This is a genomic window from Micromonospora sp. WMMD964, assembly GCF_029581455.1.
In the GTDB taxonomy this organism is placed as follows: domain Bacteria; phylum Actinomycetota; class Actinomycetes; order Mycobacteriales; family Micromonosporaceae; genus Micromonospora.
The window spans coordinates 4,259,882-4,283,209 of record NZ_CP120860.1 but is presented as its reverse complement, the minus strand read 5'-3'; the positions used below and the strand labels follow the sequence as shown (position 1 = coordinate 4,283,209).

Annotated in this window: 27 protein-coding genes and 1 pseudogene; 13 read left to right on the top strand and 15 right to left on the bottom strand. The window is 69.0% G+C overall.

Annotation, left to right across the window (positions count from 1 at the left end; translation table 11 throughout):
- Positions 1–440: 440 nt before the first annotated feature.
- Positions 441–1,937 carry a DUF1996 domain-containing protein gene (locus tag O7616_RS19635; protein ID WP_282303348.1) on the top strand — a complete coding sequence of 499 codons (1,497 nt, stop codon included), beginning with the start codon at positions 441–443 and terminating at the stop codon, positions 1,935–1,937.
- 184 nt (positions 1,938–2,121) lie between these two features.
- The gene (locus O7616_RS19630; protein WP_282303347.1) at positions 2,122–2,763 is read left to right on the top strand and encodes a dihydrofolate reductase family protein; all 642 of its coding nucleotides are present in this window, start codon (positions 2,122–2,124) and stop codon (positions 2,761–2,763) included.
- A 49-nt stretch (positions 2,764–2,812) separates the two neighbouring features.
- Here the strand turns inward: O7616_RS19630 and O7616_RS19625 are convergent, their stop codons facing one another.
- Positions 2,813–3,145, bottom strand: coding sequence for a hypothetical protein (locus O7616_RS19625; RefSeq protein WP_282303346.1), 333 nt, complete (start codon positions 3,143–3,145; stop codon positions 2,813–2,815).
- A gap of 301 nt (positions 3,146–3,446) precedes the next feature.
- Between O7616_RS19625 and O7616_RS19620 the strand changes: the two genes are divergently transcribed.
- Positions 3,447–4,328: a transposase family protein gene (locus O7616_RS19620; protein ID WP_282303345.1), complete on the top strand. Its 882-nt coding sequence runs from the start codon at positions 3,447–3,449 to the stop codon at positions 4,326–4,328.
- 196 nt (positions 4,329–4,524) lie between these two features.
- On the opposite strand, the gene O7616_RS19615 is transcribed toward O7616_RS19620, so the two are convergent.
- The 5 genes and pseudogenes from O7616_RS19615 to O7616_RS19595 form a co-directional block, all read right to left on the bottom strand.
- Positions 4,525–5,148, bottom strand: a complete 624-nt coding sequence (locus O7616_RS19615; protein ID WP_282303344.1) for a DUF6518 family protein — start codon at positions 5,146–5,148, stop codon at positions 4,525–4,527.
- 222 nt (positions 5,149–5,370) lie between these two features.
- Positions 5,371–5,664: pseudogene (locus O7616_RS19610) on the bottom strand (DUF6069 family protein); the annotation flags it as partial.
- A gap of 12 nt (positions 5,665–5,676) precedes the next feature.
- Positions 5,677–5,805, bottom strand: coding sequence for a hypothetical protein (locus tag O7616_RS19605; protein WP_282303343.1), 129 nt, complete (start codon positions 5,803–5,805; stop codon positions 5,677–5,679).
- A gap of 1 nt (position 5,806) precedes the next feature.
- Complete coding sequence (locus tag O7616_RS19600; RefSeq protein WP_282303342.1) at positions 5,807–6,805, bottom strand: RNA polymerase subunit sigma-70; 999 nt, start codon at positions 6,803–6,805, stop codon at positions 5,807–5,809.
- Between the two features lie 123 nt (positions 6,806–6,928).
- Complete coding sequence (locus O7616_RS19595; RefSeq protein ID WP_282303341.1) at positions 6,929–7,843, bottom strand: SDR family NAD(P)-dependent oxidoreductase; 915 nt, start codon at positions 7,841–7,843, stop codon at positions 6,929–6,931.
- A 101-nt stretch (positions 7,844–7,944) separates the two neighbouring features.
- Here O7616_RS19595 and O7616_RS19590 point away from each other — a divergent pair, with 101 nt between their 5' ends.
- From O7616_RS19590 to O7616_RS19570, 5 genes are all read left to right on the top strand, one after another.
- Entirely contained in the window at positions 7,945–8,610 is a 666-nt protein-coding gene (locus O7616_RS19590) for a TetR family transcriptional regulator (protein ID WP_282303339.1), read from the top strand.
- Positions 8,611–8,811: 201 nt separating this feature from the next.
- The gene (locus tag O7616_RS19585) at positions 8,812–9,189 is read left to right on the top strand and encodes a DUF2089 domain-containing protein (protein WP_282303338.1); all 378 of its coding nucleotides are present in this window, start codon (positions 8,812–8,814) and stop codon (positions 9,187–9,189) included.
- Entirely contained in the window at positions 9,189–9,446 is a 258-nt protein-coding gene (locus tag O7616_RS19580) for a hypothetical protein (RefSeq protein WP_282303337.1), read from the top strand. Before O7616_RS19585 ends, O7616_RS19580 begins: the two co-directional genes overlap by 1 nt.
- An 11-nt stretch (positions 9,447–9,457) precedes the next feature.
- Entirely contained in the window at positions 9,458–9,880 is a 423-nt protein-coding gene (locus tag O7616_RS19575; protein WP_282303336.1) for a hypothetical protein, read from the top strand.
- 259 nt (positions 9,881–10,139) lie between these two features.
- Complete coding sequence (locus tag O7616_RS19570; RefSeq protein WP_282303335.1) at positions 10,140–10,811, top strand: hypothetical protein; 672 nt, start codon at positions 10,140–10,142, stop codon at positions 10,809–10,811.
- 33 nt (positions 10,812–10,844) lie between these two features.
- Here the strand turns inward: O7616_RS19570 and O7616_RS19565 are convergent, their stop codons facing one another.
- Entirely contained in the window at positions 10,845–11,531 is a 687-nt protein-coding gene (locus O7616_RS19565) for a Type 1 glutamine amidotransferase-like domain-containing protein (protein ID WP_282303334.1), read from the bottom strand.
- Between the two features lie 64 nt (positions 11,532–11,595).
- On the opposite strand from O7616_RS19565, the gene O7616_RS19560 reads away from it, so the two are divergent.
- Positions 11,596–12,669 carry a glycoside hydrolase family 43 protein gene (locus tag O7616_RS19560; protein ID WP_282303332.1) on the top strand — a complete coding sequence of 358 codons (1,074 nt, stop codon included), beginning with the start codon at positions 11,596–11,598 and terminating at the stop codon, positions 12,667–12,669.
- Positions 12,670–12,707: 38 nt separating this feature from the next.
- Here O7616_RS19560 and O7616_RS19555 read toward each other — a convergent pair whose 3' ends face one another.
- A complete protein-coding gene (locus O7616_RS19555) occupies positions 12,708–13,040 on the bottom strand; it encodes a hypothetical protein (RefSeq protein WP_282303331.1) in 333 nt (110 codons plus the stop codon).
- Between the two features lie 133 nt (positions 13,041–13,173).
- Positions 13,174–13,719: a TetR/AcrR family transcriptional regulator gene (locus O7616_RS19550; protein ID WP_282303330.1), complete on the bottom strand. Its 546-nt coding sequence runs from the start codon at positions 13,717–13,719 to the stop codon at positions 13,174–13,176.
- 169 nt (positions 13,720–13,888) lie between these two features.
- On the opposite strand from O7616_RS19550, the gene O7616_RS19545 reads away from it, so the two are divergent.
- Positions 13,889–14,728 (top strand): oxidoreductase, encoded by an 840-nt coding sequence (locus O7616_RS19545; protein ID WP_282303329.1) that lies wholly within the window; start codon positions 13,889–13,891, stop codon positions 14,726–14,728.
- Positions 14,729–14,920: 192 nt separating this feature from the next.
- Positions 14,921–16,372, top strand: a complete 1,452-nt coding sequence (locus tag O7616_RS19540) for an aldehyde dehydrogenase (RefSeq protein WP_282303328.1) — start codon at positions 14,921–14,923, stop codon at positions 16,370–16,372.
- A gap of 108 nt (positions 16,373–16,480) precedes the next feature.
- Here O7616_RS19540 and O7616_RS19535 read toward each other — a convergent pair whose 3' ends face one another.
- Together O7616_RS19535 and O7616_RS19530 are read right to left on the bottom strand one after the other, a co-directional pair.
- Positions 16,481–16,822, bottom strand: a complete 342-nt coding sequence (locus O7616_RS19535; RefSeq protein WP_282303327.1) for a GlsB/YeaQ/YmgE family stress response membrane protein — start codon at positions 16,820–16,822, stop codon at positions 16,481–16,483.
- 183 nt (positions 16,823–17,005) lie between these two features.
- The gene (locus O7616_RS19530) at positions 17,006–17,623 is read right to left on the bottom strand and encodes a TetR/AcrR family transcriptional regulator (RefSeq protein ID WP_282303326.1); all 618 of its coding nucleotides are present in this window, start codon (positions 17,621–17,623) and stop codon (positions 17,006–17,008) included.
- A gap of 104 nt (positions 17,624–17,727) precedes the next feature.
- On the opposite strand from O7616_RS19530, the gene O7616_RS19525 reads away from it, so the two are divergent.
- Positions 17,728–18,507 (top strand): glucose 1-dehydrogenase, encoded by a 780-nt coding sequence (locus tag O7616_RS19525; RefSeq protein ID WP_282303325.1) that lies wholly within the window; start codon positions 17,728–17,730, stop codon positions 18,505–18,507.
- Between the two features lie 86 nt (positions 18,508–18,593).
- On the opposite strand, the gene O7616_RS19520 is transcribed toward O7616_RS19525, so the two are convergent.
- The 4 genes from O7616_RS19520 to O7616_RS19505 form a co-directional block, all read right to left on the bottom strand.
- Positions 18,594–19,124, bottom strand: a complete 531-nt coding sequence (locus O7616_RS19520) for a VOC family protein (protein WP_282303324.1) — start codon at positions 19,122–19,124, stop codon at positions 18,594–18,596.
- Between the two features lie 106 nt (positions 19,125–19,230).
- Positions 19,231–20,079, bottom strand: coding sequence for an alpha/beta hydrolase (locus tag O7616_RS19515; RefSeq protein WP_282303323.1), 849 nt, complete (start codon positions 20,077–20,079; stop codon positions 19,231–19,233).
- A 226-nt stretch (positions 20,080–20,305) separates the two neighbouring features.
- Positions 20,306–21,562, bottom strand: a complete 1,257-nt coding sequence (locus O7616_RS19510; RefSeq protein ID WP_282303322.1) for a helix-turn-helix domain-containing protein — start codon at positions 21,560–21,562, stop codon at positions 20,306–20,308.
- A complete protein-coding gene (locus O7616_RS19505; RefSeq protein ID WP_282303321.1) occupies positions 21,549–21,710 on the bottom strand; it encodes a hypothetical protein in 162 nt (53 codons plus the stop codon). Before O7616_RS19505 ends, O7616_RS19510 begins: the two co-directional genes overlap by 14 nt.
- Positions 21,711–21,934: 224 nt before the next feature.
- On the opposite strand from O7616_RS19505, the gene O7616_RS19500 reads away from it, so the two are divergent.
- Positions 21,935–23,293 carry a hypothetical protein gene (locus tag O7616_RS19500; protein ID WP_282303320.1) on the top strand — a complete coding sequence of 453 codons (1,359 nt, stop codon included), beginning with the start codon at positions 21,935–21,937 and terminating at the stop codon, positions 23,291–23,293.
- Positions 23,294–23,328 lie beyond the last annotated feature (35 nt).

Below are 23,328 nucleotides of genomic sequence, written 5' to 3'. Positions count from 1 at the left end.
GGCTGACGTCGGCTCGCCTCGACGGACGCCGACCGCTGCGGCACACCGGACTGCATCCCGGGCCGAGTTTCCTAGCGGCCAGGTCGAACACTTCGGTCGCCTTGCGGATTTCGACGTATCAGGCCGACCAGAACGCCCCACTCGCCGCACATTACCGATAATCCGCCGTCGACTGAATCACATTCCGCAGCGCCGTCGGCCAGCATGACCGCGTCAGTGCCGTAAGGCCAGGTGACGGCAGGGTGGTCCACTCCGGACGCTTAACGAGAACTTAAGGAAGTAAGGCCGAAAAACTGTTATCCGTAGCCGAGAAGGCGGCCACCAGGGAGCGTCCGAAATGGGTCCCTTAATTCTTCGTCCACGAGTTGATGCGAATCCCTCGACCCGCTCATAATTCTTTCCGCCATGAGCTGTGCCGTCGACTCGAAGGACAATTGGTAATGCGGACTCCCCCCGCGCATGTCGCACCGCCGGACCGGGCGCGTAAGCGCCGTCGTATCACCCGCCTCACGCTGGCCGGCGCGGTCGCCGCCGCGTTGACCGCGAGCGGCATCTACATCGCCGGCGCCCAGGCCGAGGAGGTCTCCGTCCCGGGCCGGGTCCAGGCGGAGGGCTTCGCGGCGCAGTCCGGCGCGCAGACCGAGAGCACCGGCGACGCCGACGGCGGCCGCAACGTCGGCTGGCTCGCCGACGGCGACTGGCTGCGGTACGACAGTGTGTCAATCACCGGCGCCGACCTGACCGCCCGGGTGTCCTCGCACAACTCCGCCGGTGGCTCCGTCGAGCTGCGCCTCGGCGCGCAGGACGGCACGCTGTTGGCCGCCTTCCCGATCGCCCCGACCGGCGGCTGGCAGAAGTGGACGACCGTCGCCGCGAAGGCGTCGAGCGTGCCCGCCGGCCCGCAGACCGTCTTCGCCGTGCTGAAAAGCACCTCGACGTCGGACTTCGTCAACCTGAACTGGTTCACGTTCGGCCCCGCGACGGCCGCGTCGGCCACGCCGAGCACGTCGCCGAGTGCCTCGGCCACCCCGAGCGCCACCCCGTCGTCGTCCGCCTCCGCGTCGGTGCCGCCGAGCGCGCCGGCCGGCGGCTGGGTGCCCGTCGACCAGGCGCGGTGGGACAGGGAACTGGCCGCCTTCAACGCGATCACGCCGAAGACGGTGACCCCGGGCACCACCCGGGTCCCCGAATTCCACACCGACTGCGAGGTCGCCAACTCCGCGCCGGACGACCCGATCGTCGTGCCCGGCCTGCCCGGCGCCTCCCACATGCACACGTTCTTCGGTACGAAGATCGACGCCTTCACCACGACCGACAAGCTGCTCTCCGAGACGACCAACTGCAACGCCCCGGGTGACAACAGCGCCTACTGGGTTCCGGAGCTGCGCAAGGACGGCAAGGCCGTGCCGATCAAGAGTTTCCGCGTCTACTACGGCTCGCGGGTCAAGGACCCGTCCACCGTCAAGCCCTTCCCGCCGGGCCTGCGGGTCGTCGAGGGTGACGCGAAGAGGCAGGTGGACACCCCGAAGAACGCCGGTAGCAACCAGTTCTGGTGCGCCGGCAGCGCCGAGATCGGCCGTAGCGCCGACGGCAACTGGCCGGTCTGCGCCCCCGGCGGCAACCTGATCTTCCAGCTCGTGTTCAAGGACTGCTGGGACGGCAAGAACATCGACTCGCCCGACCACAAGTCACACATGGGCGACCCGGTGAACGGGGTCTGCACCGGCAAGTACCCGGTGGCCGTGCCGGATCTGTCCTTCATGGTGAACTACCAGTCGTTGGGCGGTGACGGTCTCAGCCTCTCCTCCGGCAAGCCGTCGTCCATGCACGGTGACTTCATGAACGCCTGGGACCCGGCCCGCCTCGGTGCTCTGGTGAAGTCCTGCCTCAACCAGAACGCCAAGTGCGGCACCGAGGTGAGCTTCGCCGGCGGCTGACCGACCCTGAACAGAGACGGCCCTCGCACTGCGGTGCGGGGGCCGTCAGGCTGTGGGAGGCGGTCCTAGAGTGGTCGGCGAAGGTCAGCGGACGCGCCACCGTCCGGGCGAGTCGATGACGGGCCCACGTTCCGGCACCGGTCTAGTCTCTGGGTCGAGACATCGACCTCCAGAGGAGCAGGGCATGGGCCTCGTCCACATCGAACTGTTCGCGACCCTCGACCTCGTCGCGCAGGCGCCCGGCGGTCCCGAGGAGGACCCGGCGGGGTTCCCGTTCGGCGGCTGGCAGGCACCTCTGCTGGACGAGGTGGCCGGAGCGCAGGTCGCGGCCGCGTACGAGGGCACCGACGCTCTCCTGCTCGGCAGGCGGACGTACGACATCTTCGCCGCGTACTGGCCGCACCAGGTGGGCGGCCAGGACGACGACATCGCCACGCTCTTCAACAGCATCCCGAAGTACGTGGCCTCCCGGGGCACGCCCGACCTCTCGTGGGCCGGGTCCACCCAGCTCGGCCCGGACCTGGCCGGCTCGGTGCGCGAGATCCGCGACCGGCACGAACACGTGAAGGTCGTCGGGAGCGTGAACCTGGTGCAGACGCTCCTGCGCGAGAAGCTCTTCGACCGTCTGGACCTGTGGGTGCACCCGATCGTGCTCGGCGTCGGGAAGAAGGTGTTCGACGGCGGCGAGGTGCCCACCAACCTCACGCTCGTCGAACCGCCGACGGCCGGCACGAAGGGCACCGTCTACCTGAGGTACGCGCTGGCCGACGGCACGCCCGCCACGGGCGACATGGCCGCACCCGATCGCGGTGCCCGGAACGACTGACGTCGCCTGCACCCAACGGGGTCCGCCGTCGCGCCTAGCGGGCACTGCCTCAGCGGGCGGCCTCGTCGGGGACGGACCGCGGGTGCCGCAACGCGCTCAGCAGGGCGGTGACGACGGCAACCACCAGCAGGACCCGCACCACGTTGAACAGCACCGTGTCGCCTGTGGAGTGCGGTGGGAAGAGGTCCTTCACGAGCCAGCCACCGCCCAGCCCGAGGCCCAGGCAGACGTACATGGCGGCCCGCAGACGTGGGAGAGGTTGTGGACGGCCGAAGATCCGGGGCACCTGCGTGCCGCCACGGCTCCGGTGGAGCAGCACGACGGCCATGGTGAGACTGACCGCGAGGCACGCGACCGCCAGCACCACGTCCACGGATTCCATGGGCCACAGGCTATCCGACGGAATCCCACGCAGCAGGTGCGCGTCGGTCGACCGGCTGAGAACCACAACGCCGGCAAGGCGCGGGGCACCGGCGGTCGAGTGCTCGTCTGCTCGTCGTCGAGATCCGCACAACATCAGGGGGGTAGTTCCATCCTGAGTTGGCTGGTCAGGGGGTCTTGACGGTGCGGGGGTGGCGGGGATGGAGCAGGTCAACCGCTGGTGATCTTCGCGGTGATCGTTTGCCGGTGGTGACGGTGTGGCGTGCAGAAGATAGATGAGCCCTCGGCCAGGGTGTTCGGTCGTGACACACAAAAACCCGGTGGCCGAGGGCTCGCCGCTTGTCTACCAGTCGAGCCTTGCGCTGTCCACGAAGACCCTGACCCTGGTCGTCAACGCGATCCGTCAGCACCGCTCACGGGTGCGTTCCCGATGGCGCAAGTTGTCCGATCACCGCGCGGCGATGATCGTGCTGGCGGTATTGCGCCATAACCAACGCCCTCACGACCTGGCCGCCGGCAACGGCATATCCGCCTCCACCGTCCGTCGATGGGTCGCGCAAGTCATCGCTGTCCTGGCCGCTGAGATGCCCCGCCTGTCACGGGTCCTGCGCCGCGCCCGCCACCACAGCGAGGTAGTCCTGCTCGACGGCACCCTCATCCCGGTCCAACGCCCCCACGACCGACACCGCCGCCGCACCCATTACAGCGGTAAACACAAAACCTTCGGCCTACTCGTCCTCGCCATCACCGACCTCAACGGCAACCTGCTCTGGACCTCCGCAGCCCTACCCGCACGCACCGCGGAAATCACCGCCGCCCGCCGCAACCGCATCCCCGCACACCTACGCGCAGCCGACCTCGCCGCCATCTGCGACCTCGGCTTCACCCGCCTCGACGACCAACCCGGCATCAGCCACACACCTCGCCCCCGCGGCGCTCACCCCGGCCACCCCCACGACCAACCCACCATCATCACCGGCCGCCGCGCCGCCCGCGGCAAACCCCTCACCCGCCACCAAACAATCGTCAACACCCTCATCAGCCGCGAACGAGCAACCAACGAACACGCCTTCAACGACCTCAAGAACTGGCGAATCCTCGACCGACTACGCGGCAACCACCACCACGCCACCACCCTGATCCGCGCACTCACCGTCCTCACCCAAACCCACACCACCCGCTAACCACCCACGGCAAACGATCAACCCAAAGATCACCTCACCACCAACCTGGACCTCCCACCCACCACCACCAACCGTCAAGACCCCCTGACCAGCCAACTCAGGATGGAACTACCCCAGGGATGTTGGTGTCTCCCGCCCGCCCGAGGCAGCAACATCCCGGATATTGCGCGGATCTTGGGCGCGAGGCGCGAGGCGGTCAGGAGAGGGCTCCGCCGACCAGCGCGAAGCTCACCAGGATCGCGGCGGCCAGGGGTACGGCCACCGCGACGACGAGTGCCCGCCGACGGTGTGACTCGCCGGTCAGCACGACGATCAGCAGGCCCAGCGCCACGTCGATGGCGACGTTCCACCACGCGAGTGAGGAGTAGTCGGGATCGTTCGCCTTGCCGACGAACCGGGCCGCCTCCTCGAAGAACACGGCTGCGGGCAGCGCCGCGCCGACGACCTGCCGCCAGCCCGAGCCGCGCGCCCACGTCCCCGCGGTGCCGAACACCACCCCGGCGAGCACGCCGAAGAACATCCAGATCAGCGACGACGGCGCCCAGAGCACCGCGAGGTCGTCGCCTTGCAGGATCGCGGCCGCGAGGTAGTAGCTGGGTACCGCGACGACGAGCAGGACGGTGGCGCCGAGCGCGGCGCGAAGCCACCCGGACCGCACCCAGTATCCGAAGAAGAACGCGGCGACCGCCCAGGTGGCGGTGGAGTTGCCGAGTTCGGCGATGGGGAACGGCAGCCACTTGATCCAGCAGAAGTCGAGGACGCCGAGCAGGAAGCCGCCCACCACGGAGGCGAGTGCCACCGTCCGATCACCAGGTCGCATGCTCGCAGAGCATACCGAGTATGCGACAGCGGACCGCCACCCTGGTCGTCCGGGCCGGACCGAGGGGCGGCCCGGCGACCCCAGGCCCCGATCGCTCAACGGCGCGGCAACCGCGGCCCCCGCGTCCCGCCCCGGCGGCAGCCCGAGTCGACCGGCCCGAACGCAGCCCGAGTCGACCGGCCCGAACGCAGCCCGCGTCGACCCACCCGAACGCAGCCTGGGTCAACCGGCCCGAACGCGGAGGCTGCGCGTCAGGGTGGGGATCACGACCGCCGCCGGTACGAGGTGCAGGCCGAGAAGGGCGACGGTGGTGGCGGTGTTCGCCCCGGCGAGCAGGGGCGGGACGAGCGAGATCGCGGTCAGCGACACCGCTGTCCAGAGGAACCGCTCGGCGGGGCGGGCGCTCCACCGCAGCAGGGCGACGGCGATGACGACGCCGACGATCGTGAAGAAGCCGGTCACCACGGCGAACCCGCCCAGCGGGATCTTCTCCCCGCCGTCGGGGACCTCGAAGTCGACGCCGACGGCCTAGGCGAGCGCGGCGGCGGCTGTGGTGACCACGATCGCGGCGAGGGTGACGATGAGGCCGGTGCCGGCGAGCCCGAGGAGCCGGCGGTTGGTCCGAGTGGATGCCGGGGCGGCGTTCGCGCTGGTCATGTCAGTGCTCCGTAGGTTCGGTAGCGGGCGGACGCTGCGCCGGCAGCCGCTCGGGCAGCCCGAGCCTCGGGAACCGGTCGGCATGGAAGGTGACGATCTCGGTGATCGCCCCGCCGGTGATGCGCAGGACGTCGATCGTCAGCGGCAGGTACGCGTTCTCCGGCTCCCGCCAGTGGTAGAAGGCGACGGCGGGCTGCCGGTTGACGGCGGTGGGGACGCCGCGTAGGCCGGTCATGCGGTCGAAGCCGTCCTCGATCCAGTCGTTCACCACCGCGTCGCGCCCGACGTGCAGGCCCGGGGTGGGCGGCATCGAGCAGCGCACGTCGTCGCGCAGCATCGTGGTGAGTCGGCCGATGTCGGTGGCGACGCTGGCTTCGGTGAAGCGGCGTACCAGTTCAAGGGTCTCGGCGTTCTCGTCGCCGCCGGTCCAGTCCTGCCGTTCGGCGGGCAGGTGCTCCCGCATGCCGGCGCGGGCGCGTTGCAGCGCGCTGTTCACCGAGTTGACGGAGTCGCCGAGCAGTTCCGCGACGTCCTTCGCCGGCCAGCCGAGCACGTCGCGCAGGATCAGCGCGGCCCGTGGGCGCGGTGCGAGGTGCTGGACGGCGACCACGTACGCCAGCTCGATCGTCTCCCGGGCGACGGCGACGGCCTCCGGTTCGTCGGCGTCGCCCGCCGGCAGTTCGTCGAGCAGCCGGTCCGGGTAGGGCTGCAACCAGCGCACCTCGCCGCCGGTCGCGGGCTCCGGGCGGCACTTGGCGAGCAGGTCGAGGCAGGCGTTGGTGGCGATCCGGTACAGCCAGGCCCGAAACGTCGAGCGGCCCTCGAAGGTCTCCCGCCGCCGCCAGGCCCGTAGGAACGTCTCCTGCACGGTGTCCTCGGCGTCTTCGAACGACCCGAGCATCCGGTAGCAGTGCACGTGCAGTTCCCGTCGGTGCCGCTGCGCCAGCCCGGTGAACTCCGGCTCGTCGACCTCGGCGAGGTCCCTCACGTCGGTACTCATCACGTCATCCTTCCGCCTCGTCATGTCCTGTCGTAGGTGTGACGGGCGCGGGCCGGAAAACTCATCACCGAAGGGCGCGGGCGGTGCAGGTCGGCCCGGTCGACCTGCCCGCCGTCGACACCGTCACGCCGCGGCGGCTGCCCGGCCCACCGGGAACCGGACGCCGGTGAGCTCCTCGGAGACCGCCCAAAGGCGCTGCTGCACGGTCAGGTCGTAGGACTCAGGGCTGGACGTGACCAACTTCGGGTGGCCGCGCACCTCACCCAGGCCGTCGGGGCCGTAGTACTGCCCGCCGAGGACGGACGGGTCGGTGGCGGCCCGCAGGGTGGGCAGCGCGCCTGCCGTCGCGGGCTGGGCGATCACCGAGGCGAGCAGGGTGACCGGTCGGCGGACGACCGCCGGGGTGTTGCGGCCCAACTCGGTGCTGGAGACGCCGGGGTGTGCGGCCACCGCGACGGTGGTGCCGTGGGCGGTGAGCCGGCGCTGCAACTCGTAGGTGAACATCAGGTTGGCGAGCTTGGACTGACCGTAGGCGGCGACCCGGCTGTAGGAGCGCTGCCACTGCAGGTCGTCGAAGTGGATCGCGGCGCGGATGCGGTGGCCGGCGCTGCTGACGGTGACCACGCGCGAGCCGGGCACCGGCAGCAGCAGGTCGAGCAGCAGGCCGGTGAGCGCGAAGTGGCCCAGGTGGTTGGTGCCGAACTGCATCTCGAAGCCGTCGCGGGTGGTCTGCCTCGGGGTGTACATCACGCCGGCGTTGTTGATCAGCAGGTCGATCCGCGGGTGGGAGGCACGCAGGCCGGCCGCGGCGGCGCGCACCGAGTCCAGCGAGGTCAGATCCAGCTCCTGTACGGAGACGTCACCGCCGATCCGGGCGGCGGCCACCTTGCCCTTCGCGGTGTCGCGTACGGCCAGCACCACCGACGCTCCGCGCTCGGCGAGCGCGCGGGCGGTCTCGAAGCCCAGCCCGGTGTTGGCGCCGGTGATCACGGCCACCCGGCCGTCCTGGCGCGGAACCTGCTGCTCGGTCCACTTCATCTCGCACTCCCTATGTACCGGCGGTAACTTATGCCCGAAACGCTAATGTACCGGCGGTACGTTGTCAAGAGACCGCCGGTACCTAAGCTAGGGTTGGTGTCATGACGTTCCAGCGGGCGCGCAGCGAGGAGCAGCGTGCGGTCCGGCGGCAGGCGATCCTGGAGACGACCTCGGCGATGCTCGACGAGATGCCGGTGGCCGAGGTGACCCTCAACGAGCTGAGCCGGCGGGTCGGCCTGGCCAAGACGGCGGTGCTGCGCTATTTCGAGTCCCGTGAGGCGATACTGCTCGACCTTCTGAACGACCGGACGACGACCTGGCTGACCGGACTGGGGCGGGAGCTGGCCCAGGGTGTCGACCCGAGCCGGTCCGCCCTGGAGCGGGCGGAGCAGATCGCCGACGTGCTCAGCCTGTCGCTCTCCGCCCAGACGGTGCTCTGTGATCTCTTCGGTGCGCAGGGCGGGGTGCTGGAACACAACGTCTCGGTCGAGGTGGCCCGCCGCCACAAACGGGCCGCGATCGCCAACCTCGCGGCGATGGCCGACCTCGTCCGGCGGCACCTGCCCGAGGTCGGCGACCAGGCCGAGCTGTTCTGCCTCCAGGTCCTACTCCTCAGCGGCTCGTTGTCCGCCTACGACACGCCGCCACCCAGCCTGCTCGCCGTCTACGAGTCCGAACCAGCGCTCGCGGTCTTCCACATCGACCTGCGGGCCGCCCTGCGCATCGCGATCGTCACGTCGCTCGTGGGCATCCTGCCGCGCCCCTGAGTCCGACGCGCACGTCCCTGCGGTTAACTCCCGGCCGGCGAGATCGACTCGGGTCCCGTGAACCCGGGGTGTCCGACGAGCCGGGACACCCGGTTCCCGTGAACCCAAGTGGATCATCCCCGGACGGACCACGAGTGCAGTCTCAGCAAAGTTAAGGTCTGACTCTTGGAATATAAAGATTATTAAGATACAACTTTAGTTATGACAGAGCAGGCGATGGACTGGCAGGAACTGACCAGCCTGACGCGGGGCCGGCCGTTCGTCGTCGAGCGGGTGCGCCTGGCGAGCAACGGCGTGGCGATCGAGGGCGAGTTCGAGCTACCGCAACTGGCTCAGCTCAACGTCGAGGACCAGGTCTTCGTGACGGCGTTCGTGCGCTGCCACGGGTCGATCAAGGAGATGGAACGCATCTTCGGGGTGAGCTACCCGACGATCAAGTCACGACTCAACCGGATCACCCAGATGCTCGACTTCGTCGAGACCGATCCGGCGCCGTCGCGGTCCGACATCATCGACCGGTTACGCCGCGGTGAGATCACCGCCCAGCAGGCGTTGGCCGAGCTGGACGGCCGATCGTGATGCCGCAGTTGGTGACCGTCAAGGTCGACCGCCCGGACCACCGGCCCGTCCGCTTCTGGGTTCCGGTGCTCCCCGTGGCGCTCGTACTCCTGCCGGTCGTGGTCCTGGTCGTCCTCGCGGCGATCGTGGCCTGCCTGGTGTTCCGCATCCCTGTGGTGCGGGCGCTCGGTGCCGGTTGGCGCGTCGTCTCCGCGCTGCCCGGCGCCCGCTTCGACATCGAGCAGGGCCGCCTGGCCGTGCTCGTGGCCATCCGATAGGAGAGGTTCGTATGACCGAACAACGCAAGGACATCCTCGACATGCTCGCCGCCGGGAAGGTCACCGCGGAGGAGGCGGAGCAGCTCATCGCCGCCCTCGAACGGGACCAGGCACCGGCGGTGGCAGGTCACGACGCCCGGCCGAAGGCCAAGGTGAAGTACCTGCGGGTGGTGGTGGACGCCACCGACAACGGCGAGCCGTCACGGGTCAACGTGCGGGTGCCACTGCAACTGCTGCGGGCCGGCGTCCGGCTGGCGGCGCTGGTCCCGCCGCAGGCCCTGGTCAAGGCCAACGCCTCACTCAGTGACTCGGGTGTGCCGATCGACCTGACGCAGCTCAAGCCCGAGCAGTTGGAGGCGCTCGTGGAGCACCTCGACGACGTGACGGTGGAGGTGGACTCCCCCGATGCCACAGTGCGGGTCTTCTGCGAGTAGGCGCCGTCCGACGGGACGGCCCCTCGGAAGGGTGCGGGAACACCCTCCCGAGGCTGCGCCCGCCGCAGCAGACACAGGTGAACTGCCGATCTGAAGTCTAGCCACGCACCGGCACACCAGCGGAGGGACCACTCGGACGGGTGGTCCCTCCGCCGCGTCCCCGCCGGGCGGTCGCATGTCGGCAATCCGTCGTTGTCCGGGTGTCGGGCCACTCCGTAGCGTCGCGGCTACGTATCGATGCCCGGCGGGAGGACCCCTCGTGACCGAACTCGTCGCTCCGCAGCTCGTCGTGAACAGCAGGATGATCTACTTCGGTTGGCTTCCGGCCGACGCCGACGCGGTGGCCGCCCTGGTGCCCGACGGGCTCACCCCGGCGCCGAACCGCCAGGTCTTCATGAACCAGTACGTCGTCGACGACGCCGGGCAGACCTCCGGCTTCGGCGCGTACTCCCTGACGTACATCGGACCGGATCTCTTCGGGGTCGACGCCCCCGACGGCGTGACGCCCGGTCGTTGGTGGACCCATTACTTCAACTCAAGCCCGGTCGTCCGGGCCTACGCCACCGCCCGCGGCGTCCCGGCGACCCCGGGCAAGACCACCATCGAGGTACGCGGACAGCGGCTGATCGCCACCACCGAGGCGGACGGCGTACCCGTGATCCGGACGACCGCCCGCGTCGGGCGCACCGGTGACGCCGTCAACCAGGGCCAGTTGCGCTACCTCACCCGGCTGGACGGCAGGCTGCACAGCGGCAACTACCCGTTCGTGGCGGAGCCGGTCGACCCGTTCGCCGTCGAGTCGGTGGACTTCCTCGAACCCGACCACCCCGTGTACGCGCTGCGCCCGGCCGACCCGCTGACCGTCGTCTGGGGTTTCTACTCACCACGCGCCTCGTTCGCCTACCCGGGCGGCGAGTCGGTGCTCGACTGAGTCGGCGTGCCGGGCCGGTGCGGCGCGCCCCGGTCAGGGGTTGATCAGTCTCCAGTCGCCTTCGGAGACGACGTGGACACTGCCATCGGCCACCGTGATGGCGGTGTCGTCGTCGATGGCATACGTCGGGACGGGGATTTCGGACGCCCACTTCTGGATGGTCGGCAGGTCGGTGTCCTCCATCTCCGGATGGTCGAGGTGGGGGTAGAGCGTGAAGTCCACCAGCCCCAGCGCCCGGTCGGCGTCCTTCGCCATGTCGCTGCCGTCCGGGACGAACCCGAGATCGAACTCGGCGTCGCAGTTGTACGGGGTGACCGCGATGCTCCCGGCGCTGACCCCCACGTAGACCGTGTCGCTCAGCGACGGCAGGAGGTCGGCCAGGCCCGACCGGCGCATCCAGTAGGTCAGGTAGAGCACGTCGCCGCCCCAGACGAGGAGGGCGTCGGCCTGCCGGACCGCCGGCACCCAGTTCTCCTCCCGGATGGTCGGCAGCGCGGTGAGCTCCAACAACCCCAGGGACTTCCAACCCAGCTGACACAGCGGGATGTCGGCGCGGCCGTGAACCGCCTTCCACGCCCTCTCGGCCCCACCGGGGAAGGGGTAGACGGCGGTGGGGATGAACAGGGCCGTGGACTCGGCGATCGGCTTGCCCAGCAGGTCGACGAGGGCGGCGGAGATGCTCGGGTTGCTGATGCCCCCCGACGTGAGAAGGAACTTCATGCCGATCCGCCCCCCTGAAGCTAATCTACAGATGTCGATGCCGACCGAGGAAAGGGCCCCGATCGTGAACGTCGGTAACCGAACCCTCCCACGAATCCTCTGTGCCCTGCTGACCGCCGTACTCGCCACCGGCCTGTCCGGGGTCGGCGCCGGACCGGCGATCGCCGGGCAGACCGGCCTGCGGGCTGCCGACCCGAGCGTGATCCGCGTCGGTGCCACCTACCTCTCCGTCCAGTCGCTCAACGGTGGGATCGCCGTACGGCAGGCGTCGTCACCGGACGCGCTGGCCGCCGCACCCGCACGTCAGGTGTGGACGGACACCCACGACCTCGGTGAGGTCTGGGCCCCGGAGATCGTCACCGACGGCGGCCGTTACTACATCTACTTCACGGCCGGGCGCGGCGCCGCCCACCGCATGTACGTGATCCACTCGGCGTCGCCGGCCAGCGGCTACACGGCCGAGCGGCAGCTCGCGCTGCCCGACGGCAAGTGGGCGATCGACGGCAGCCTGTTCACCTTCAACGGGCAGCGGTGGTTCGTCTGGTCGGGCTGGGCCGGCGACACCAACGTCGAACAGAACCTTTACCTCAGCCGCATGAGCGACCCGCTCACCCCGACCGGCAGCCGGTACGTCATCTCCCAACCACGGGAGAGCTGGGAGCGTGTCGTCGGAAACCCGTACATCAACGAGTCCCCCGAGGCGATCAAGGATCCCAACGGGCAGCTCCACATCGTCTACTCCGCCAACGGCAGCTGGAGTGACCAGTACTGCCTGGCCGACCTGCGACTGCGCGCCGGCGGCGACCCGACCTACGTGTGGGACTGGTACAAGTCGAACGGCTGCCTGTTCGGGTCGAACCGGGCCACCATGATGGCCGGCTGGGATCCCACACTGCACGTCAACGGGCCCGGCCACCACAGCTTCGTGCTGCTCAACGGCGACATCGCCACGAGCCCGCCCGCCGGGCCGAGGTTCCCGTTGATGTTCCACGCCGTACCCAAGGGCACCGCATACTCCTGGGCGAACCGGTACTGGTACACCGGCACCTTCTGCTGGTGGGGCAACACCACCTACCGCCGCGCCAACGTGCCCGGCCCGACCACCGACACCGGGTTCAGCCTCAAGTTCTTCGAGTGATCCGCGACGCGTCGATGAAGTCGCCGCCATTGCGAGTGTCAGCTGGGCGGGGGCGGGCACTCCAGGACCGCGATCGAGTTTCCGGCGAACAGCCCCAGGTGCGGGTGCCCGGAGAAGATCTGCACCGCCTCGTCGTGCGAACCCGCCTCGACGATGGTGTAGCCGGTCAGAGAGTCGGTGACGTCCTCGACACCCTGCGCGGTGACCAGCTTCTTCGCGTTCAGCGGAGCACCCGGGTCGATGATGGCCTTCTCGTTGGCCTGCGCCCACGACGCCCAGGCGTTGATGAACTCGGTCTGCTGCGGTTCGGTGAGGTCGGCCTTGCCGGCCTCGTCAGCCGCGCCGTGGAACAGCGCGAGGAATCTGCCCATCCCCGCATCGTATTGGACGGCACTCCCCTCGCCGCCAGCCTGACCGGCGGGGTTGGGAGTGCTCAGTCAGCCGGGAGCGGAGGCTGCCCGGCAGTCGCCAGCCGTGCCAGGCGGGTGGTGATCGCTCCGACCGTCAGGCCGCGCCGAGGCCGTTCATGAAGGTGGCTACGACGAGGTCGGCGGCTTGCGGTGGCGTCAGGGTGGGGAACTGGTGGGCGGCGGCGTCGACGAGTTGGTCGAGGACCGTTCGCGCCCAGGTCATGTCCACGTCACCGCGGAGGTATCCCTCGTCTCGCGATCGGCGGATGAAGGCGTCGACTCGGGCGCTCTGCTCCTGACGGCGGATGCTGGCGGCAGGGTCGTTCTGCATCATGCGGCGAGTGTCGAGAGGCCATTCGCGGCTGACGGGGACGATTCCCTCCACGTAGCGGTGCAGGGCGACGGGCACGGGGGCCTCGGTCAGGCGGGCCTCGTCGAGGACCTTCTCGGCGGAGTCGAGCTTGGCCTCGAAGACGGCACTGAGCAGGGCTTCGCGGTTCGCGAAGCGGCGGTGCACGGTGGTGCGGTCCACTCCGGCGGCAGCGGCGACGGCTGACATGGAGGTGCCGGGGTCCTCGGCCAGAAGTCGAGCTCCGGCGCGGAGGACGGCATCCAGATTACGGGCGGCATCGGCTCTCATGGTGCTGTGATCATACTCGACTGTTTCAGCTACCCGGCAAACCTCTGCGTGTGAGTAGCGGAACAGAATTTTTCCGCCTCAGTCTTGTTGCATTTAGCGACCGTAACTCTACGGTTGCGTTGCCGCCCGCTTCGGGTGGCGAGGAATGACAAGCGAGAGGCTCCGTACGATGACAAGGACTTGGCTGATCACCGGTGGCTCGCAGGGCCTGGGCAAGGCACTGGTGCTCGCAGCGCTGGAGGCCGGCGACCGAGTAGTGGCGACTTCCCGCAAGCCGGAAGCGCTGGCTTCCCTGGTGGCAGAGCACCCCGAGCGTCTCGCGGCCGTCGCGCTCGACGTCACCTCCCCGGCGCAGGCCCGAGAGGTGGTCGCCGCGGCGGTGCAGCGGTTCGGCTCCATCGACGTGGTGGTCAACAACGCGGGCTACGCCACCAGCGGCTCGATCGAGGACTTCCCCGAGGAGGAATTCCGCGCGCAGGTCGAGGCGAACCTGTACGGCGTGGTCAATGTGACGAGGGCGGTCCTACCCGTGATGCACGGGCAGCGATCCGGGCATATCGTGCAGATCTCCTCGATCGGCGGCCGCGCAGGCGGCACCCCCGGTCTGGGTGCCTACCAGACGGCGAAGTTTGCTGTAGAGGGCTTCTCCGAGGTCCTCGCCAACGAAGTGGCCCCCTTGGGCATCAAGGTCACCATCGTCGAGCCGGGTGGTATCCGCACCGGCTGGGCCACCGGGGCCGCCGAACCCTCCGGTCCCATCACGCCTGACTACGAGCAGACGGTTGGCGCGTGGCTGGATCGATTCGCACAGTATGCCGGGAACGAGCCCGGCGACCCGGACCGCATGGCCCGCGCCATCGTCGACACCGTGGACGCCGCGGAGCCTCCGCGCCGACTGCTGCTCGGCAGCGACGCACTAGGGATCGCGATCAGCTCAGAGGAAGGCCGTATAGCGGAAGCCAACTCGTGGGCCGAGGTGAGCCGGTCCACGGATTACCCCACCGCCTGACCGACACTCGCCCCGCAGTTCACGACGGCGCGAGCCGCGGAAGACGCGGCATGGCGCGAACTCAGCGTCTCCACCGACCGCGACGGACTCGGCGATTTCGCCGAGTCCGTCGCGCGGATGGTCCGCCCGGCGGCGCGCCGACATCCACCCCGCCCGCATACCTCCACCCCTTCTCATCTCAAGGAATCAAACATGACTGTGCGCGACAAGCTCTACATCGGTGGTTCCTGGGTGACTCCCAGCGCGCCGGAGTTGATGCTCGACATCCTGTCCCCGCACGACCAGTCGGTGCTCGGCCGCGTGGCGCAGGCCGCACCAGCCGACATCGACAAGGCTGTCGCCGCCGCGCGTGAGGCGTTCGACCACGGTCCGTGGCCGCGCACCTCGCCGAAGGAGCGCCAAGACGTCGTGCGTCGTTACGACGCGCTGCGTACCGCGCGGGCGGACGAGATCGCCGCGGCGATCTCCAGGGAGAACGGCTCGGCAGGCTGGTTCACCAAGATCGGTCAACCCTTCCTGACCCGTCAGACCAACGCCTACCTCCAGGCAGCCGAGGAGTTCGGCTGGGAGGAGATCGTCGCGCCGTCCGACCCTTCGGTGGCCTTCGACACCATCGTCCGGCGCGAGGCGATCGGTGTGGTCGCCGCGGTCATCCCGTGGAACTCCCCGTTCTCCGCCGCCACCGCGAAGCTGATCCCGGCTCTGCTGGCGGGCAACACCGTCGTGCTCAAGGTCTCCCCGGAGAACTCGCTGAGCATGATGCTGCTGGCGGACCTCTGGCACGAGGCCGGGCTGCCCGAAGGCGTCCTCAGTGTGCTCCCGGCGGACCGGGAGACCAGCGAGCACCTCGTCTCGCACGCCGACGTCGACAAGATCTCCTTCACCGGCTCGACCCGCGCCGGCCGGCGGATCGCGGCGATCGCCGGGCAGCAACTCAAGCGAGTCGGTCTGGAACTGGGCGGCAAGTCCGCCGCACTGATCCTGGACGACGCGGACCTGGCCGCCGCGATGCAGGGACTGCGGTTCGGCTCGCTGGGCAACAACGGCGAGGCGTGCATCCTGCAGACCCGCATCCTGGCTCCACGCAGCCGTTACGAGGAGGTTGTCACCGCCGTGAAAGACATGGTCGAGTCGCTGAAGGTCGGCGACCCCGCCGCATCCGACACCTTCATCGGCCCGATGATCCGCCGCGACCAGCAGCAGCGTGTCATCGACTACATCACCATCGGCATCGAGGACGGCGCGCGTCTGGTGACCGGCGGCCCGCAGATCCCCGCCGGCCTGGAGAAGGGCAACTACGTCACCCCGACCGTGTTCGCCGACGTCGACAACGGCATGCGCATCGCGCAGGAGGAGATTTTCGGCCCGGTCCTGGTCGTCATCGCCTACGACGACGATGACGACGCCGTGCGGATCGCCAACGACTCCGAGTACGGCCTGTCCGGCGGAATCTGGTCCGCGGACGTTGCCCGCGCCCTGGCCGTCGCCCGCCGGCTGCGTACGGGCACCGTCACGCTGAACGGCTCGCCGATCAGCTTCGACGGACCCTTCGGTGGCTACAAGGCCAGCGGTCTCGGCCGCGAGTACGGCAAGGTCGGCCTGACCGGCTACGTCGAGCATAAGTCGATCACCCGCAGCCGGTAATCGTAAGATCTTGGGTCTTCGTGCCGCTGTCGCTGGTGGCTTTCGCCGTCAGCGACACGCCGGCCGGCGTAGGGCCCGGCTGACGGTCGACCGAGCGGGGTCGGCTCGTCAGCTCTTGGCCTTGCTGCGACGAGCCCGCCGACGAGGGGTTTCGTCACCACCGGCAAGCCGGGTGAAGGTCAGCATGTTCGCCAGTGCCACGGCGATGATCGCGAGGCCGACCTGGATCGCGAGCACGATCCAGTCCCAGCGCAGCACCCACACCTTCACACCGGCGTCGTCGTCGACATGGAGCGCCCGGGCGACCACGGTGCCCAGCACCGCCGAGCCGACGCCGAGGACGAACGTGGCGAAGACGCCGATCCGTTGCCTCCCCGGCAGGATGAGTCGCCCGAGCAGGCCGACGAGGGCGCCGATGAGCACCGCGCCGAGATAACCGGTCACCAGCATTGCCGTCTCTCCCCTCCAGCAGTGCCGGAATACATGCCCGAATCTCACGTTCCCGGAAACCCCGCCCCGCTCGCGGTTCGGGATCCCATAAGCCGGTGGATTCCACAGTCGACGGAAGGACGCCCAGCGGCCCACCCGACGTCACCGCGGAGATTCTCGACGCCCCGCTGCCTGGTACACCTGCTATCGGTTTGCCTGCCGGCCGTACCGCGCGACCATGGTGCGGACGGCGTCGTCCACCACCGCGATCGCGCGCTCGGGGGTCACCGTCCATCCCGGGACCAGCAGGCTCGGCCAGAACAGGTAGTTGGAGATCATCCCGAGGAACTGCGTCGCGGCCATCTGCGGGTCCGCGATGTCCGCCGTCCCCGCGTCGCGCTCGGCCACGAGGTAGGCCCGAACCGTCTCGAAGTACGGCAGCTTGCCCTCCGCGAAGTGCGCCTTGGCCAACTCCGGGAAGCGGGGCAGCTCGGCGATGACGATGCGGAACAGATCCGCCATCCCCGGTCGGCCCAACAGCGCCGCATAGTGCCGCCCGAGCGCCGTCAGGCCGGCTGCCAGGTCGCCCGGTGACGGCACCTCGGCGTCATCACCACCGGCCCAGGAGTCGATGACGATGGCATCGAACAGGGCCGCCTTCGTCGGGAACTGCTTGAACAGCGTCGCCTTCGACACCCCGGCTTCCTCGGCGATGCGCGCCAGCGACGCCCGGTCGTAGCCCAATTCGAGGAACAGCTGCGTGGCGGCCCGCACGATCAGCGCGCGCTTCTGCTGAGCCACCCGCTGGTGATAGGTCGTCATGCGGCCATCATAGCGAGGTGAGTGGGTTGACTCACCACTCGCGGCGACGTACCGTCGCCATGGTGAGTCGACCGACTCACCATCTGCCCCTCACGGAGGACCGCGTGTCCCGCTTCACCGCTCAAACAGTTCTCGTCACCGGCGGCGCGGGTGGGCAGGGCACCAGCCACGTCCGCGCCTTCCACGCCGAGGGCGCCAACGTCGTCATCGCCGGCATCGACGCCGAGCGCGGTGCCGCCCTCGCCGCCGAACTGGGCGACAGAGCACTTTCGGTACGCCTCGACGTCTCCGACGAGAAGTCGTGGGCCGACGCCGTCGCGGCGACCGAGGAGACGTTCGGCGCGCTCACCATCCTGGTCAACAACGCCGGAGTGCAGAACCCGCCGGCCCTGATCGAGTCCACCGATCAGACCACGTGGGCGCGCATCCTCGACATCAACCTCACCGGCACGTTCCTCGGCATCAAGACCGCCACACCAGCGCTGCGACGAGCGGGCGGCGGGGTGATCGTCAACATCGCCTCCGTCATGGGCACCGGAGGCACCGCCTTCTACGCGCCCTACGTCGCCAGCAAGTGGGCCATCCGCGGGCTCACCCAGACCGCCGCCCTCGAACTGGGCCGCGACAACATCCGTGTCAACACCATCCACCCCGGTGTCGTCGCCACCAAGTTCATCACCGAACCAGCAGCCGGGGCCGACGCGCCGATCGCCGACTTCTACACCCCAGAGCCGTTCGCCGTCCCCCGGCTCGGGCAACCCGCCGACATCACCGCAACGCTGCTGTTCCTCGCCTCGCCCGACGCCGCGTTCATCACCGGCGCCGAGCACGTCGTCGACGGCGGACTGCTCCTCGGACCCGCGCTGAAGAACGAGGCCGCATGACGTCGCTGTCGCACCCACCGCCGGAGATCAGGCGAGCCATCGAGATCACGCCCGCGGCCGGTGACGCGGATCCTTTCGCGCCCCGCTCAGTCCTCGTCCTGCCACCTACGCAGATCCGTCTGGTCGTGATACGGCATCCGGTCCGGCGTGGTGATGAATTCCATCGTCGTGCCCCAGGGCGTGCGGCAGTAGCAGACCTTGTTCCCCGGACCCTGTTCGGTTGTGTAGGGGATGGCGCGAGGCTCCGTGAGGGGGGTGCCCCCGGCCCTTCTCAAGCGCTCGACCGACGCGTCGATGTCGTCGGTGTAGAGGCCGAAGTGCGTGATGCCGAAGTCGCTCGGCCGGACCGGCTCGGCTTGTTGGGGGCCGTGCATCTCGAACAGCTCGAAGTCGGGCCCGGTTCCGATCTTGACCATCGCCTGCGCGCGCACGACCGTTCCCGGGTGAGCACCGACGGCCCGCTCGAATTCGGGCCCCTGCCTCGGCGGATCCTGCGGCCCGAAGGACTGATAGATCACCTGGGCGCCGAAAGCCTCCACGAAGAACTTTTTTGCGGCTTCGATGTCGGGCACCGTGATGCCGATGTGGTTGACGCCGCGAATGACCGGTGCGCTCATGACAGTTCTCCTTTCTTGTCTGATCGATCGACCGGGATGGGTGCGGACGCAACGTGCCCGCAGTATCGCGATCCGCCCGGCCCACGTCGGCACCGGTCGCAGAGCGTCACGTGGCCTTGAGGAAATCGATCAGAGCGGCGGCGACGTCATCCGGCCGTTCCTCCGCGAGATAGTGGCTGGACCGCGCAATCGGGCCGCCCGTCACGTTGGTGGCGAACTCCTTGAGCATCGGCACCATCTGCCCACCGAAGCGCTGGTCCCCGCCGAGGCCCAGCACCGGTATCTCGAGCGGCTTCTTCTTGTACTCGAGCGCGGCCGCATGGTCGGCGGCGAGGGTCCGGTACCACTCCAGGCCGCCGCGGGTGCGGCCCGGAAGCGCCATCGCCTTCGCGTAGATGTCGATGTCCGCCGGATCGAAGGTGCTGTGGTCGTAGAACCGCTCAGCCATGAAGGTCGACACGTAGTCGTACTCACGGCCGTGGATCAGGCGCTCGGGTAGATCCCGGTTCGTGTGGAAGCTGAAGTGCCAGAGTTTCGCCGTCGCCGCCTCCCATCCGGTCCAGCCGGGAAGCGGAACGTCGAGGACGGCCAGGTGGGTGACAGCCTGCCGATAGCTGGCGGCCTGCGGCAGGGCGACCATCCCGCCGATGTCGTGTCCGCACACGGCGTAGCGTTCATGCCCGAGGGCGACCATGACCTCGTGCGCGTCGCCCGCCATCGTCGCCTTGTCATAGCCGTCGAGCGGGCAGTCGGAGAAGCCCGCGCCGCGCATGTCGATGGCCACCACGCTGAAATGCTCCGCCAGCAACGGCATCACACCGTGCCAACCCCACCAGGTTTCCGGCCAGCCGTGCAGCAGAAGGACCGGCGGGCCCGAGCCCCCCGTGACAGCGTTGATCTTGATGCCATTCACCGGCACCAGCTGCTGGGTGAACCCCTTCAAAGCTGCGATCATGATCGCTTTCCCGTCAGATGTCGACGTTCGAAAAAGCTCGCGGCCAACGCTCAGGGCTGGTCGACATCGGTGACGATCGTGATGTCGCGCAAGGCGTCGATATCGCTGCTGTCGCCGCCGCGAATTGTCACGTCGGCCATGATTGAGCAGTTCTCAGGCGTCTCAGACCAAGCTACCGCGACCGGGTAGGTCCCGGGCACGTAACCGGTCAGGTCCCGACCGAGTCTCAGCGGGCGAGGCCGACGAGCGTCGCCAGTCGCGCCACGCCGGCCGGCGCCGGCTGCGTCCGGGCGACATCCGCGATGACGGTACGCGCCGACGCCCGGCACCGAACCTCAGCGGGCGCGACACTGTCCGCGTCCACCAGGGCGCGCGCCGCCGAGCGCAGGTCGCCCAGGTGCAGGTACGCCCGCGCGACGTCGACCAGGTACGCACCCCGAAACTCGGCCGGCAACCGCCGCCACCCCTCACGCCGCACGACGCTTGAATGCCTCCGTAACGCCTCTGCGGCGTCACCCCGTTGTGCGGCAATGAGAACCCGGGCCAGCTCGACGGAAACCGGCCCGAAGCTGGTGCGATGCGTGTCGTCGCACCCCCGAAGGCTGGCGGCGACGCCCGCAGCCCGGCCGGTCAGCTCGTCGGCGCGGCGGTGCTCGCCGCACCCGGCGGCAGCAAGCGCCGCCTGCACCAGCAACGTCCCACCCACCGCCCACTCCCCCGGCGACCCCGCCGCCGCGAACGCACCCCCGCCCCCGCCCCCGCCGCATTGATCATGAGGTTGACGGTCGGTTTGATCTCCATCAGACCCGCCAACGTCATGATCAACGGGGAGGGACCGGGCCGGGAGGAGGCGGTTCGCCGTTGGGAGGGCCGCTCTTAGGGCCAGGGGGTTGCGGTTGTTGGCGCGGAGGGCCTCGGCTACCGAGATGGTTGCGCTTGCCGCCAGGATCGGGTCGTCGCCGGCGGCGGACATCGCGCGGTCAGCGGCCAGCCAGGCCAGGTCGGCCTCGCCGAGCTTGACCAGCAGCGACGAGGTGATTCGGTACGCCTGCACCAGCACCTCTGCGCTCTGCGCGGCCCGAGCGGCGTCGAGCAGACCCGGCACCACCCGCACCAACTGCCCGTAGTGCGCGTGCTGGTAGCTCAACCAGGCATGCCCGACCTGCCGTCTCAGGTCGTCCGTCTGCGGTGGAGCCTCCGGGATGTCGTAGCGGGCGAGCGCGGCCCGGATGTCGTCCACCCCGTCCGGCGTGCCCGCCGGAGTGGTCTGCGGCTGGCCGAGCAGCACCTCCGGCTCGACCCGAAGGACGTGGGCCAGTTCCTGGATGACCGAGTACCGGTCCAGGGTGCGGGCACCCCGCTCGATCTTGTCCACCCAGCTCTTCGACCTGCGCAGCCGGTCGGCCAGCATCTGCTGCGTCATCGACCGCCGCACCCGCCAGCTCGCCACACGGCGGCCGATCGGGATGTCATCGCTGGTCACGCCGCCACCGCCGGTCCGGGACCGCACGGGTCGTGTCGTCCACGGGTACGCGCTCCGCCTCGGCCTGGGCCAGGAGGCGCTGTTTGGCAGCCTCCCGCTCGACAGCTTCGGACTGTTCGTCCTTGCCTACGGGCTCGTCACCTCTCACGCCCACCTCCGTCAATCGGGCACGACGGACTGATCTTCGCCGTCGCCCACGAACTCCTCTGATCAGCGAAGCTGGCTCCTCGATGACGGACCAGATGGCGGACAATGCGTCCCATTGCGCTGCTCAGGACGTGGGTTGCGCGGGGTTGCGCCGGTCCCCATAGGACCGGGCCAACCCATAGGCTCGTCACTAGTAGTAGTTGGGCAGCAACTGGAGGCGGAACCATGGCGCGACCGGTGACGAACGCGGCTTTCGAAGGAGTTCTGCGGGCCGCCGGTTACGGCAACGCCCACGCCGCCTTTGCTCGCCAGCTCAATCACGCCGGCCGCAACGAGGGTGCCTGGCGCTACGACGCTGCCAGCGTCTACTGGTGGCTGCGCGGTCGCCGGCCTGGCGAGCACGTCCAGGCCGCGATGGCCGAAACGCTTGCCCGCAAGCTCGGCCGTTCAGTCGCCGTTACGGAGTTGGGGTTCGGCGTGGCCGGCAGCATCGGAACGTGTGCCTATCCCGGGTCCGTCGATGGAGCGATCGATACCGCCGAGCAGATCTGGACAAGGCTGGCCAAGCACCTCAACCAAGATGCCAGCGCGGCATTCGACAGCGACAAAGTCCTTGAGGCCGCGCTCGGCTGGCGGTATGACCTGCCCGACGAGACGGTAAGCCGGAACGGCCGGCAACAGGTCGCCGCCACCGACGTTCAGTCGCTGTACGCGCTGACGGACCACTTCACCGACCTCGACCGACGTCACGGCAGCGGATCTCCGCACGCCCGCTCCGTCATGACCGACTTCCTCGTATTTCAGGTCTCGCCCATGCTGCGCGGCACCTACACCGAAGCGGTGGGACGCGACCTCATGCGTGCAGCGGCGACACTCTCCGGGCAACTTGCCTTCATGTCGTACGACGCAGGCGAGCACGCCACGGCACAACAGCACGCGACCCTCGGCTTGCGGCTAGCCAAGGCCGCTGATGACCGCCTTCTCGGCGCCCACCTTCTCGCAAATCTTGCCACTCAGGCTGTGTTCTTGGGCCATGCCCGGGAGGCAGCGCGGTTGGTCGAAGCAGCCATCGACGGGGCTGGCCGCGCACCTGCCGGCGTGCTCGCGCGGCTGCACGCCACTGCGGCGACCGCCTATGGACAGGCAGGCGAGCGACGTGCCTGCCAACTCGCGCTGACCAAAGCTGTGCGTGCTCTCGACCGGACGGGTACAGACCCTGGTCCGCGCTGGGTTGGCTACTTTAGCCCCGCCCACCTGGCCGGGGCCGCACTGAGGTGCCTGAGTGACCTGGAGCTGCACTCGGAGGCTCTTAAACACGCCCCTGACGCGGTCAACCTCGCGAGCAAGAACACCCGAACGCGTGCCCTGCACACCGCCCTCATAGCCGTGACTCATGCCCGTGCTGGAGAGACCGACGCTGCCTGCGATTGGGCGTTGAAGCTGCGGCAGCACGCTGCCGGCATCCAGTCGGCGCGAGTTCAACAACGCCTTCGCGAACTCGCTACCACGCTCAGTTCGCATCAGCCATCAACCCAAGTCAACGCGGTCCTGCATGCCCTCACCGCCACGCCAGCATCGTTGTAGGGCAGATAGCACACCTAGACATGTCCGCTACCGTC

Excerpts from the sequence above, each read along its gene's own strand:
- O7616_RS19535 (WP_282303327.1), bottom strand. The coding sequence starts at position 16,822 with ATGCTGGTGACCGGTTATCTCGGCGCGGTGCTCATCGGCGCCCTCGTC.
- O7616_RS19555 (WP_282303331.1), bottom strand. The coding sequence starts at position 13,040 with ATGGGCAGATTCCTCGCGCTGTTCCACGGCGCGGCTGACGAGGCCGGC.
- O7616_RS19545 (WP_282303329.1), top strand. The coding sequence starts at position 13,889 with ATGACAAGGACTTGGCTGATCACCGGTGGCTCGCAGGGCCTGGGCAAG.
- O7616_RS19590 (WP_282303339.1), top strand. The coding sequence starts at position 7,945 with ATGACGTTCCAGCGGGCGCGCAGCGAGGAGCAGCGTGCGGTCCGGCGG.
- O7616_RS19605 (WP_282303343.1), bottom strand. The coding sequence starts at position 5,805 with ATGACCAGCGCGAACGCCGCCCCGGCATCCACTCGGACCAACCGCCGG.
- O7616_RS19500 (WP_282303320.1), top strand. The coding sequence starts at position 21,935 with ATGGCGCGACCGGTGACGAACGCGGCTTTCGAAGGAGTTCTGCGGGCC.
- O7616_RS19520 (WP_282303324.1), bottom strand. The coding sequence starts at position 19,124 with ATGAGCGCACCGGTCATTCGCGGCGTCAACCACATCGGCATCACGGTG.
- O7616_RS19550 (WP_282303330.1), bottom strand. The coding sequence starts at position 13,719 with ATGAGAGCCGATGCCGCCCGTAATCTGGATGCCGTCCTCCGCGCCGGA.
- O7616_RS19585 (WP_282303338.1), top strand. The coding sequence starts at position 8,812 with ATGACAGAGCAGGCGATGGACTGGCAGGAACTGACCAGCCTGACGCGG.
- O7616_RS19530 (WP_282303326.1), bottom strand. The coding sequence starts at position 17,623 with ATGACGACCTATCACCAGCGGGTGGCTCAGCAGAAGCGCGCGCTGATC.
- O7616_RS19580 (WP_282303337.1), top strand. The coding sequence starts at position 9,189 with ATGCCGCAGTTGGTGACCGTCAAGGTCGACCGCCCGGACCACCGGCCC.
- O7616_RS19625 (WP_282303346.1), bottom strand. The coding sequence starts at position 3,145 with ATGGAATCCGTGGACGTGGTGCTGGCGGTCGCGTGCCTCGCGGTCAGT.
- O7616_RS19565 (WP_282303334.1), bottom strand. The coding sequence starts at position 11,531 with ATGAAGTTCCTTCTCACGTCGGGGGGCATCAGCAACCCGAGCATCTCC.
- O7616_RS19615 (WP_282303344.1), bottom strand. The coding sequence starts at position 5,148 with ATGCGACCTGGTGATCGGACGGTGGCACTCGCCTCCGTGGTGGGCGGC.
- O7616_RS19595 (WP_282303341.1), bottom strand. The coding sequence starts at position 7,843 with ATGAAGTGGACCGAGCAGCAGGTTCCGCGCCAGGACGGCCGGGTGGCC.
- O7616_RS19515 (WP_282303323.1), bottom strand. The coding sequence starts at position 20,079 with ATGATCGCAGCTTTGAAGGGGTTCACCCAGCAGCTGGTGCCGGTGAAT.
- O7616_RS19540 (WP_282303328.1), top strand. The coding sequence starts at position 14,921 with ATGACTGTGCGCGACAAGCTCTACATCGGTGGTTCCTGGGTGACTCCC.
- O7616_RS19630 (WP_282303347.1), top strand. The coding sequence starts at position 2,122 with ATGGGCCTCGTCCACATCGAACTGTTCGCGACCCTCGACCTCGTCGCG.
- O7616_RS19575 (WP_282303336.1), top strand. The coding sequence starts at position 9,458 with ATGACCGAACAACGCAAGGACATCCTCGACATGCTCGCCGCCGGGAAG.
- O7616_RS19600 (WP_282303342.1), bottom strand. The coding sequence starts at position 6,805 with ATGAGTACCGACGTGAGGGACCTCGCCGAGGTCGACGAGCCGGAGTTC.
- O7616_RS19635 (WP_282303348.1), top strand. The coding sequence starts at position 441 with ATGCGGACTCCCCCCGCGCATGTCGCACCGCCGGACCGGGCGCGTAAG.